We start from the raw sequence: 9,909 nt of genomic DNA, 5'->3' as shown, positions 1-9,909 counted from the left end.
TAGACACCTCGACACCTCGACACCTCGACACCTCAAGGAGAGAACGATGAACGACACCACGACGCAGCTGACCTACCTCGTCGTCGCCAACGACGAGGAGCAGTACTCCCTCTGGGAGGCCGGCCGGCCGCTGCCGCTGGGCTGGCACCCTCAGGGGTTCGAGGGCGGCAAGGAGGAGTGCCTGGCGCACATCGAGCAGGTGTGGACCGACATGCGTCCGCGCAGCCTGCGCCTGAGCATGGCCGGCTGACCCGGCCGACCCACCGACCGACCCGCACGGCACGCACCGTACGCCGCCCGGCGCCCCGCATGGGGTGCCGGGCGGCCCGCGGAGTGCCGGGAAAGGAATGACCGTTGTGACCAGAGCGACCGCAGTGGCGGAACCGCCGGAAGCGGAAGCACCCGCGGCGGCGGAGGCGAGCGGGCCGCGCAGCCTGACGCCGCTGCTGACCCTCGTGGCCGTCTCCGGCATCACCTCGCTCGGCGTGGCGATGACGCTGATCGCCGTGCCCTGGTTCGTGCTGCAGAGCACCGGCAGCGGCACCCGGACCGGGCTCGTCGCCGCGGCCGAGATGCTGGGGCTGCTCTGCTCGGCCGTGCTGGCCGGGCCCGTGATCGACCGGCTGCCCGCCCGGGCCGCCGGGATCGGCGCCGATTGCCTGACCGCCGCCGCCCTCGGCCTGATCCCGCTGCTGCACGCCGTGGACCTGCTGGCCCCGCCCGTCCTGCTCGTCCTGGTCTTCGTCGTGGGCGCGGCACGCGGGCCGGCGGACACCGCCAAGCAGCTGCTGCTGTCGGACGCGATGGCACGGGCCCGCGTCGGCGCGGAGCGTGCCACCAGCGCCGTCGAAGGCGCCCGCCGGGTGGGCCTGATGGCGGGCGCCCCGCTGGCCGGCCTGCTCATCGGTACGGCGGGCCCGGTCCGGACGCTGTGCGCGGACGTGGCGGCCATGCTGGTCTCGGCGCTGCTCGTCGCGCTGCTGGTACCGGCGGCGAAGACCGACGCGAAGGCGGACACGGGCGGCGAGGCGGGCGCGGAGGCCGACGCCGCGGGCGGATCGTCGTACCTGCGGGATCTGCGGGTGGGCCGGCAGTACGTGTACGGCGACCGGCTGGTGCGCGCGATGACGGCTGTCCTGCTGGTGACCAACGCCCTGGACGGCGCGCTGAACGGGGTGCTCTACCCGGCGTACGGCACCCGCGTCCTGCACAGCAGCGCCCTGTTCGGGGCCATGGTGACCGCCATCGGGGCCGGCGCCCTGCTCGGTGCGGGCCTGTACGGCTGGACCGGGCACCGCCTGCCGCGCAGGGCGCTGTTCGTCGGGGCGTTCACCCTGGTGGGCGCGGTGCGGTGCGCGACGCTGGCCGCCGAGCCGCCGCCCGCCGTACTGCTCGGGCTGCTCGCCCTGTCGGGGATCGGGTCGGGGATCGTGGGCCCGCTGATGATGTCGGTGGCGTACGAGCGGGTGCCCGGGCCCGTGCGCGGCCGGGTGTTCGGCCTGCTCGTCGCCAGCGCGCTGGCGGCGACGCCGCTGGGGATGCTGGGAGCGGGTCTGGTGCTGGACCACTGGGGTCTGACGTCGACGCTCCTGGGGATCGCCGTGGTCTATCTGGGGGTCACCCTGGCGCCGCTGGTGTTCCGGGTGTGGCGGGAGCTGGATCGACCGACGTCCGGAACATCCGCTTTGGGGTGATCTGCCGCCCTTCACTTTAGCGCCAGGCAGCTTGATGAACGCCCGCACCCGTCGCAGCGGTTCACCGCGGACGGCAGGGTTGGTTCCGCAAGGCACGACCGGCGCGGGTCGCCCACGAAGCAGCCCGCGCCACGCCGACCACCGGATCCCTGGGGGGACACCATGCTGAAGCGCTTCGTACTGGCCCTGTCCGTCGTGACGGCCGCTCTGCTCATGCCGGCCACCGCCGCCCACGCGGAGGAGGGCGGCACCACGGGCCCGGCAGGCGGCACCGGCCACCCCCGTGTCGTCCTCACGGGAGGAACCCACCTCGGCGCGTCCGGCGGACTGCGCGACCAGGGCGACACCTCGTGGGGCGGCTGAGCACTGCACGCCGACTGCTGACCACTGCCCACTGACTGCTGACCCCTGACCGCTGACCGCTGACCGCTGACACACCAAAAGGAATGAGACGCCTCGCGGGAGGCATCTCATTCCTTTCGTCATGCGGGGGAAAGACAGACGACCGTCCAGCTGGCAGCCGCGGTGCATTCGGCGCGACGGCTCCAGCGGGCGGGCACGTACAGCACCTCGCCGGGGCGCAGCCGGTAGCGCAGGGACGGCGCGGGGGCCGTCCCCGCGCCGCCGTTCCCGGTGAGGAACCAGGTGGCAGCGCCCGCGATCTGATGGACCAGCAGATGTCCCGTGCCCTCGGTGTCGAAGGCGCCGACGGGCACCGCGCGGGTCCGCAGGCCCGTCAGCCGGCCCAGTCCGGCGGCCAGCGAGGCGAGCCGGGACGCGCGGACCCCCGGATCGGCGGGGCCGGTCCCGCCGTCGAAGACCGGGTGTTCGTGCTCGGGCCACAGGACGCCCGGCGCCCGGTCGAGGTGGACCGAGAGGAACAGGGCGAGTTCCCGCAGGTGCCGGTCGGCCCGGTCGCCCCCCGGTCCGTCGTCCGGCGGAATCATCAAGACGCCTCTCCCCTTGCTGCCGTTGGCCGACGCACCGTGCGTGCGCACACCGGGGACCGGGGTCACAGCCCCCCGCCCGGGGAAGCATCGTGCACCCGGCGCGCGGCGTGCCAGTCACGAGAGCACGTTCCCGGACTCGCGCGACATACGCACGACACTCGCACGTCAGGTCCGCGCGGCCGGAGGCGGGGAGGGGGTGTGCGGCGTCCGGCGGATCAGGCGGCGGGACCGGCCTCGGGGCCGGCGGCGGGATCCGGGTCGAAGAGCCCGCGCGCCGCCGCGGCGACGCCCGCCTGGAAGCGGCTGCCGGCGCCGAGCTCCTCCATGATGTCGGCGATGTGCCGGCGCGCCGTACGCAGGGACATGCCCAGCCGCCGCGCGATGGCCTCGTCCTTCAGCCCGGCCGCGAGGAGCCGGATGATCGTCTCGTGGATCTCGCGGGCCACCTCCTCCAGCCCCTGCCCGACGGCGTTGGAGAACGGGGTGGCCAGGTCCCAGGTCTGGTCGAAGATGTCGCACAGGTAGGCGACGGTGGACGGCTCCCGGATGACCACGGCGCCCCAACTGCCGTCCTTCACCGGTATGAACGCCAGCTCGCGGTCGAAGGCGATGAGCCGGCCGAAGAGTTCGTGCGCGGTGCGGTACTGCGCGCCGAGGGCCGAGGCGGCGGCGACGTACGCCTGGCTGGGGCCGTTGAAGCGTGCCGTGTGGTGGTAGAGGCTGCGCATCGAGATGCCGCGCCGGAGCATGATCTCGTCCCGCTTGAGCGCCTCCTGCATCGCCTCGGGGACCCGGCCGCCGCCGCCCGGCTGGCAGGTCAGGACCTCCCGGGTGCACTGGTCCGAGGCCCGGTTGAGGGCGCCCCGTACGTCCTCGACGTTCTCCAGGACCTCCAGCGCCTCGCCGGTGGTGCGCCGCTCCAGGTAGTACGGGACGAAGCGGCCGAGGTCCTCGCGGATGCCGCTGATCTCCCGCTGCCGTTCCCGGATCTGGGCCTCCAGCGGGGCGACCAGCCGCGAGGCGGCCGTGTCCGGTGCGACCGCGTAGGCGACGGCGGGGTCGCCGGGGCTCAGGTGCAGCAACTGGGCCTGGAGCAGCCGCTCCACGCTGCGCCGGACCTCCTCCGGGTCACGCCCGGTGCCGGCGGCCACGGCGTCCGCTCCGATCATCCGGTGCTCGAGCACCCAGCCATAGACATCGAGATCCACGTCATTCAGATCAGACAACACTCTTGCCCCATTTTGCACTGTTCGCCCCGGGTCGCTTTGCTGCCAGTCACCTTGGTGAGGTGCCCGCCCCCTGGCGTCAGCATAAGCAGGGCGAAAGTCTGTTCCCGGCGAACAGCGGGCGAACGTCGGCGGGATGTCAGCCCGTCGCCGACCGCCCCGACGGCTGGAGGAACACGCTGGAACACGCCCGCATCCCGCAGGAATTCGCCTCGACGCAGGTCGCGGCCGTACCGGTGACGGCGCCCGCCGTCCCGGCCACGACGGCGGGATCCCATCGGGCGCGGCGATTCGGACAGCGGCATCGAGCCACGCGCGGGACGTGGGGCGCGACGCGCCGTGTCGCGCCCCGCCGGCGCCCTCCCGGCACCAACTGATCGTCACGCAGCACCGTTACGCAGCACCACCCGACCACGACCTCCCGGAGCCCCCCGTGCCCCACACCACCCTGAGCACCCCCACCCTGTCCCCGGCCGCTCTCACCCCCCGCGAGCAGGAAGTCCTCGCCCACCTGGCGCAGGGCGACACGTACCGGATGATCGCCCGGCGGATGGGGCTGAGCCCGCACACCGTCGACACCTACCTGCGGCGCCTGCGCAACAAGACGGGGGCCGTCAACCGCACCCAGCTGACGCACCTGGCCTTCCAGCTGGGGTACGGCCCGGGCTACTGACCCGGGCCCGGCGCCGGACCTCCGCAGGCGCCGGACCTCAGGAAGCGCCGGGCCTCAGGAAGCGCCGGACCTCAGGAAGCGCCGGACCTCATGAGGCGTCGCAGTCGGGGTGTCCCCAGCGGGTGCCGACCTTGGTGATCGTCTCACCGGCCGCGTACGACCGGCCGCACGGGCACGTGCCGGGGAACTTCGCCTTGAGCGAGACGCGCCCGCGCGCGGGCGCCGCCGCCTTCTTCGCCCCGGCCCGGGCCGGAGCCTTGCGGGCCGGAGCGCTGCGGGCCGGGGCCGGCACCGGCACGGCGGTGTCGCCCAGGGCCGTGCCGGCGGCCCGCTGGCCGGCGGCCGCGTCGCTGGCGGCCTGGTCGGCGATGGCGTTCAGCAGGTCACCGTCCTCGCGGTGGGCGGGTACGTAGCGGAACTCCACCTCCCGGTCGGCCAGCAGCGCGTCGATGCTCTCGACGAGGTCCCGGTTGGCGACCGGCTTGCCGGCCGCGGTCTTCCACCCGTTGCGCTTCCAGGCCGGGAGCCACTGGGTCACGGCCTTCATGGCGTACTGGGAGTCCATCCGCACCTCGACGGCGGTCCCCGGATCGAGCGCCTCCAGCAGCTGCCGCAGCGCGGTGAGCTCGCCCACGTTGTTCGTGGCGCGCCCCAGCGGACCGGACTCCCAGCGCTGGGGCCGTTCCTGGGCATCGGCGATGACCCACGCCCAGCCGGCGGGTCCGGGATTCCCCTTCGCCGCCCCGTCGCAGGCGGCAATGATGCGATCAGACATCCCCCGATCATGCCCCACCCCGGGCGGCCCGCCGACCGCCGCCCGTACGGGTGACCGCGCGGGAACCCTCGCCCGGGGGACTCCGAGTGGCTTGTCACGGCCCCCAACTCGGCGCATTGGGCCGCGTGTTCATACCGCTGCGACGGATCGCCGGGCTCGCGGGCGGACGGCTGGTGACGGTGGGCCAGCTACCCTTGCGGGCATGACGCTGCGCAAGACCGCCCAGGTGAGTGTGGACGCGATGATCGAGGACCTCCGTACGCTCGTGGAGGTCGAGTCGCCCTCGCGTGATCTCGACGCCCTGGCGACCTCGGCCAAAACGGTCGCCGCCGTCATCGAGAGCCGCCTCGGCGGGGAGGCCGTCCTCATCGGCAGCGAGGCCGGGCCGCACGTCCACTGGTCGGCCGGCGGCGCTCCCCGGGTGCTGGTCCTCGGTCACCACGACACGGTGTTCCCGCTGGGCACCCTGGAGCGCCGGCCGTTCGCGGTCGCGGACGGACACGTGACCGGACCCGGCGTGTTCGACATGCTGGGCGGTCTGGTGCAGGCGGTGCACGGTCTGGCGTCGCTGGAGGACCTGTCGGGCGTCGAGATCCTGGTGACCGCGGACGAGGAGGTCGGCTCCCGCTCCTCCCGCGCCCTCATCGAGGAGCGGGCACTGGCCTGCGGCGCCGTCCTCGTCCTGGAGGGCGCCGCCGACGGCGGAGCCCTGAAGACCGGCCGCAAGGGCTGCGGGACGTACCAGGTCTCCATCGCCGGCCGGGCCTCGCACGCGGGCCTGGAGCCGGCAGCCGGGGTCAACGCCCTGATCGAGGCGGCGCACCAGGTCCTGGACATCGCGGCGCTGGGCCGCGCGGAGGCCGGGACGACCGTGACTCCGACCGTCGCGTCCGCGGGAACCCTGGACAACGTGGTGCCGGCCGAGGCGACCGTGATCGTGGACGTCCGGGTCGAGTCGGCCGCCGAGACCGAACGCGTCGAGGCGGCGTTCGCGGCACTCGCTCCCCATCTCGACGAGGCGGAGATCACGGTCCAGGGCGCCATCGGCCGGCCCCCGATGCCCGAGTCGGCCTCGGCCGAACTCTTCGCGGTGGCCCGGCGGCTGCTGCCCGGCCTGGAGGGCAAGGCGGTCGGCGGCGGCAGCGACGGCAACTTCACGGCCGCGCTGGGGGTTCCGACGCTGGACGGCCTGGGAGCGGTCGGGGGCGGCGCGCACGCGGACCACGAGTACGTGGTGATCGACGCGATGGCCGAGCGGGCGAACCTCGTCGCCGGGCTGGTCAGGGCGATCCGGGCCGCGTAGCCGGCGGCCGGGTCAGACGCACTCGCCCCTGTTCACCGGGGTGAAGTCCGACGGGCCGACATCGTTGACCGCGCGTACCTGGAAGCACTGCCTGCCCAGCGGGAGTCCGGTCCAGACGAACGACTCGCTGTTCGCCTTCACGCCCTTGGTCTGCTGGAGGGAGCTGTTGAAGATGTGGTACGCCGTCTCGTCGGCCGCGGTGTCGGTCCACTCCACCTTCACGGTGGTGGGGTCGGCGGCGTCCCGGGTGACGATCACGTTCGACGGTTCGGCCGGCCGGCCGATGCCGATCCCGGGGCCGGTGGAGTGCTTCAGGCTGAAGGTCACCCGGGTGGAGTCGTCGGAGCCGACCTCGTCGCTGTCGACGGACAGCCGCCAGTTGGTCAGGGACTTGTTGGGCCTGAAGCCCTGCTGAATGCCCTCGTCCGTGCCGTCCAGGTCGTTGGAGCGGCAGGTGGACCCCTCGAAGAGACGGAGCGTGGGTGTGGCCACGACCATCTCGTTGGACCTGAGCTCGACGTGAACGGTGAGCTCGCCCCGGCTCTCCCCGCCCGCGCACGCCGACGCCGTCAGGGTGTCGGTCGGCCGGTCGTGACTCAGCCTGACCAGCCGGTCGAACGGGGTGTTCGTCGTGGTCCGGCTCGAGAACAGACCCGGGCCGTTCGACACGGTGAGGGTCCCTTTCATGGTGATGGTGTGCGTAGGGGCCGCCGCGGCCGGCGGAGCCGACCACACGCACCACACCGTGAGCGGCACCACCGCCGTGAGAGCCGCTGTACGTCGCCATCGCATCGCCGTACCTCGCAACCGCCTGCTCCAGGCCTGGGGGAAATGACCGGATCGCAAGGCCCTGCCCCTTCATCGTCACGCCACACCGCCACCCCGTCCACCGGGGGGCCGGTCGCGGCGGCCGCGACCTAGTCGTCGGCCCCGCCGCCCCCGTCGCCGCCGGTGACACGGCGGCGACGGGGGCGGCGGGCCAGTTCGCCCGCGGCGAGGGTGACGGCCGCTACAGCGCGGACCCAGCGGGGGCCGCCACGCTCGGCCCACACCACGCAGACGCATCCGCCCACGGCGAGCGCCAGGACTCCGAGCAGCAGAACGGTCATGCTTCCCCACTTCCGTGTGTGTTCGCGCGGTCCGGGAATCGTCCCGGACCCGGACAGTGACCGGGACCGGGACCGGGACCGGATGTCCCGCTCCTACCCGTCAGGAGATCCCGTACCACTGGCTGGCCCAGCCGGTGTTGATCGTGCTGGTGGACTGTTCGGCGAGGTTCACGGTGGCCGGCAGGGAGGTCTGGCCGGTCAGGAGCGTGCTGTAGCGGAGATGGGGCGGGGTCAGGCCCGCGTTCACCGAGATGCCGGCGCCCGTCGCCTTGAGGGTGAGGGCGTTGGTGGCCCAGGTGCCGTTGAGCAGGAGGGCGACGAAGTAGGTTCCGGGGGCGGCGGTGAACGGCTTGGCGAGCGGCAGCGGCTTCGCGATCGGCTCGGTCATCAGCAGCGGTGATATGTCCGCGGTGGACGCGCGCAGGGTGCCCTTGGCGTCATAGACGCCGAGGTAGCAGTTCGCGAGCTGGGCGTTCGGATCCAGGCCTGCCAGCCCCAGCCAGATGTTGGACCAGGTGATCTCCTCGCGCAGCACGATCCGCACGAGGGTGACCCGGCCGCCGACGCCGGCGGCGGACTGGGCGGTGACGTGCCCCGCGTCGTTGGGGTCGCCCGTCCAGGCGAGCAGGTTCTGGTCCTGCGGCCGCGGCCCCTCGTAGCCGGTGCCGGAGCCGGCGGCCGGCGCCGGGGCCGCGGCGGTGCTCCCGTCCTGCCGCGGGCCGTCCCCGGCCGCGGTGCAGCCGGTCAGGACGAGCGAGGCCGCGAGCGCGGCGGCGAGGCCGGCCCTGACGACGGTGGTACGGGTCGTGCGCATGGTCCCCCCCATGTGGTGCGGATGTGCCGAGGGACATGGTCACACGGCGCGGCCCGGACCCCGAAGGCAGGCACCGGCGGCGAGGATCCGGCGCCGCGCCGCCCGGCTCCGGGGGTCGGGCACCGCTGGTCAGGTCAGGCGCGGGCGCGGGCCGGGCGCGGGCCTGCGACGGCCTCGGCGAGCATGCGGCGGCCGGCCGGCGTGGTGAGGACACCCCGCAGGGCCGTGTCCCGTACGGCACGGGCGGGTGCCGAGCGCAGCGTCCAGGCGCGGGTGGCGAGATCGGTGCGGGTGAGCACGCCCAGGGCGTCGGCGCGCCGCGAGCGGCGCCAGGCCGTGAGCGCGTCCGCCCCCGGGCCGCCCCGCGCGGTCGCGGCGGGCAGGACGGCCGCGAGTGAGACGGCGTCGCGCAGGCCGAGGTTGAGGCCCTGCCCGCCGACCGGGCTGCACACGTGGGCGGCGTCGCCGATCAGCAGCACCCGTCGGCTCCCGTGCCCCGCGGCGAGACGCCGGTGGGTACGGAAGGTGCTGGTCCAGCGGCATTCGCGGACGGTCGCCGTCCAGCCGCGGGCCGCCGCCTCGGCGGTGAGCGCCGCCGTGTCCTCCGTGGGGCCCGCGTCCCGCGGAGGGCCGGGCGTGGGCCCGTGCGGCAGGTGCAGCACCACGCGGGCCCAGCCGTCGAGGTGCATCGGCAGCACCACGAGCAGGCCGCGCGGCCCGCCGACCATGTGCACGCGCGCCGGGTCCAGCGAGGGGTCCTCGACGCGCAGGTCGGCGAGCTGCCACGTACCGGCGTAGGTCCGGCCCCGGAACGCCGTACCGGCCAGGGCGCGCAGGGTGCTCGACGCGCCGTCGGCCGCGACCACCCAGCGGACGCGCAGCGGGTCGAGGGCGTCCGTGCGCACGGTGACGTGGTCCGCGTCCTCCTGGACCGACCGGACCGCCGCCGAGCGGTGCACCCGCACGCCGGCGGCCGTGGCCCGTTCGGTGAGCAGGCCCTCGGTGGCGCACTGCGGGACGGTCAGGATGTACGGGTACGGGGAGCACAGCCGGGTCAGGTCGAAGCCGCCGAGCCGGCGCCCACGCGACCACATCTCGACGGTGTCCACGCGCCGTCCCAGCGGGTGCAGCGCCTCGGCCAGCCCGCTCGGGGTCAGGGCCTCCAGCGTCCGCGCGTGCACGTCCGTCGCGCGGGACTCGGTGACCGGACCGGGACGGCGTTCCAGTACCACGACGTCGAGCCCCGCCCGCGCGAGCAGCAGTGCGGCGGCGAGGCCCACCGGCCCGGCCCCCACCACCGCCACATCCGCGTCGATCGCCATGCCCGGCACTCTAACCGGGCCGGTCGGCGGGCCGGAGCGCGGG

Annotated in this window: 12 protein-coding genes; 5 read left to right on the top strand and 7 right to left on the bottom strand. The window is 74.3% G+C overall.

Annotation, left to right across the window (positions count from 1 at the left end; translation table 11 throughout):
* Positions 1–46 precede the first annotated feature (46 nt).
* The 3 genes from ACIPXB_RS03505 (at position 47) to ACIPXB_RS03495 (ending at position 2,057) form a co-directional block, all read left to right on the top strand.
* Positions 47–250 carry an MbtH family protein gene (locus tag ACIPXB_RS03505; RefSeq protein ID WP_401443943.1) on the top strand — a complete coding sequence of 68 codons (204 nt, stop codon included), beginning with the start codon at positions 47–49 and terminating at the stop codon, positions 248–250.
* A 106-nt stretch (positions 251–356) separates the two neighbouring features.
* Entirely contained in the window at positions 357–1,694 is a 1,338-nt protein-coding gene (locus ACIPXB_RS03500) for an MFS transporter (protein ID WP_401443941.1), read from the top strand.
* A gap of 162 nt (positions 1,695–1,856) precedes the next feature.
* The gene (locus ACIPXB_RS03495) at positions 1,857–2,057 is read left to right on the top strand and encodes a hypothetical protein (protein ID WP_401443939.1); all 201 of its coding nucleotides are present in this window, start codon (positions 1,857–1,859) and stop codon (positions 2,055–2,057) included.
* Positions 2,058–2,176: 119 nt separating this feature from the next.
* Here ACIPXB_RS03495 and ACIPXB_RS03490 read toward each other — a convergent pair whose 3' ends face one another.
* Positions 2,177–2,644, bottom strand: coding sequence for a hypothetical protein (locus ACIPXB_RS03490; RefSeq protein ID WP_401443937.1), 468 nt, complete (start codon positions 2,642–2,644; stop codon positions 2,177–2,179).
* Positions 2,645–2,859: 215 nt separating this feature from the next.
* Positions 2,860–3,852 carry a helix-turn-helix domain-containing protein gene (locus ACIPXB_RS03485; protein WP_401443936.1) on the bottom strand — a complete coding sequence of 331 codons (993 nt, stop codon included), beginning with the start codon at positions 3,850–3,852 and terminating at the stop codon, positions 2,860–2,862.
* Between the two features lie 451 nt (positions 3,853–4,303).
* Here ACIPXB_RS03485 and ACIPXB_RS03480 point away from each other — a divergent pair, with 451 nt between their 5' ends.
* Positions 4,304–4,543: a response regulator transcription factor gene (locus ACIPXB_RS03480; protein ID WP_401443934.1), complete on the top strand. Its 240-nt coding sequence runs from the start codon at positions 4,304–4,306 to the stop codon at positions 4,541–4,543.
* Between the two features lie 88 nt (positions 4,544–4,631).
* On the opposite strand, the gene ACIPXB_RS03475 is transcribed toward ACIPXB_RS03480, so the two are convergent.
* Complete coding sequence (locus ACIPXB_RS03475; RefSeq protein ID WP_401443932.1) at positions 4,632–5,318, bottom strand: ribonuclease H; 687 nt, start codon at positions 5,316–5,318, stop codon at positions 4,632–4,634.
* Positions 5,319–5,520: 202 nt separating this feature from the next.
* Here ACIPXB_RS03475 and ACIPXB_RS03470 point away from each other — a divergent pair, with 202 nt between their 5' ends.
* A complete protein-coding gene (locus ACIPXB_RS03470; RefSeq protein WP_401443930.1) occupies positions 5,521–6,621 on the top strand; it encodes a M20 family metallopeptidase in 1,101 nt (366 codons plus the stop codon).
* A 12-nt stretch (positions 6,622–6,633) separates the two neighbouring features.
* Here the strand turns inward: ACIPXB_RS03470 and ACIPXB_RS03465 are convergent, their stop codons facing one another.
* From ACIPXB_RS03465 to ACIPXB_RS03450, 4 genes are all read right to left on the bottom strand, one after another.
* Entirely contained in the window at positions 6,634–7,308 is a 675-nt protein-coding gene (locus ACIPXB_RS03465) for a fibronectin type III domain-containing protein (RefSeq protein ID WP_401443928.1), read from the bottom strand.
* 230 nt (positions 7,309–7,538) lie between these two features.
* Positions 7,539–7,730 carry a hypothetical protein gene (locus ACIPXB_RS03460; protein ID WP_401443926.1) on the bottom strand — a complete coding sequence of 64 codons (192 nt, stop codon included), beginning with the start codon at positions 7,728–7,730 and terminating at the stop codon, positions 7,539–7,541.
* A 100-nt stretch (positions 7,731–7,830) separates the two neighbouring features.
* Entirely contained in the window at positions 7,831–8,544 is a 714-nt protein-coding gene (locus tag ACIPXB_RS03455) for a hypothetical protein (RefSeq protein ID WP_401443923.1), read from the bottom strand.
* Positions 8,545–8,678: 134 nt separating this feature from the next.
* On the bottom strand, positions 8,679–9,866 hold the full coding sequence (locus tag ACIPXB_RS03450) for an FAD-dependent oxidoreductase (protein ID WP_401443920.1): 1,188 nt from the start codon (positions 9,864–9,866) through the stop codon (positions 8,679–8,681).
* Positions 9,867–9,909: the final 43 nt, after the last annotated feature.

It is taken from the genome of Streptomyces sp. NPDC090022 (genome assembly GCF_044748145.1).
Taxonomy (GTDB): Bacteria; Actinomycetota; Actinomycetes; order Streptomycetales; family Streptomycetaceae; genus Streptomyces.
The sequence above is the reverse complement of the archived record's forward strand: the minus strand, read 5'-3'. Positions and strand labels throughout refer to the sequence as shown.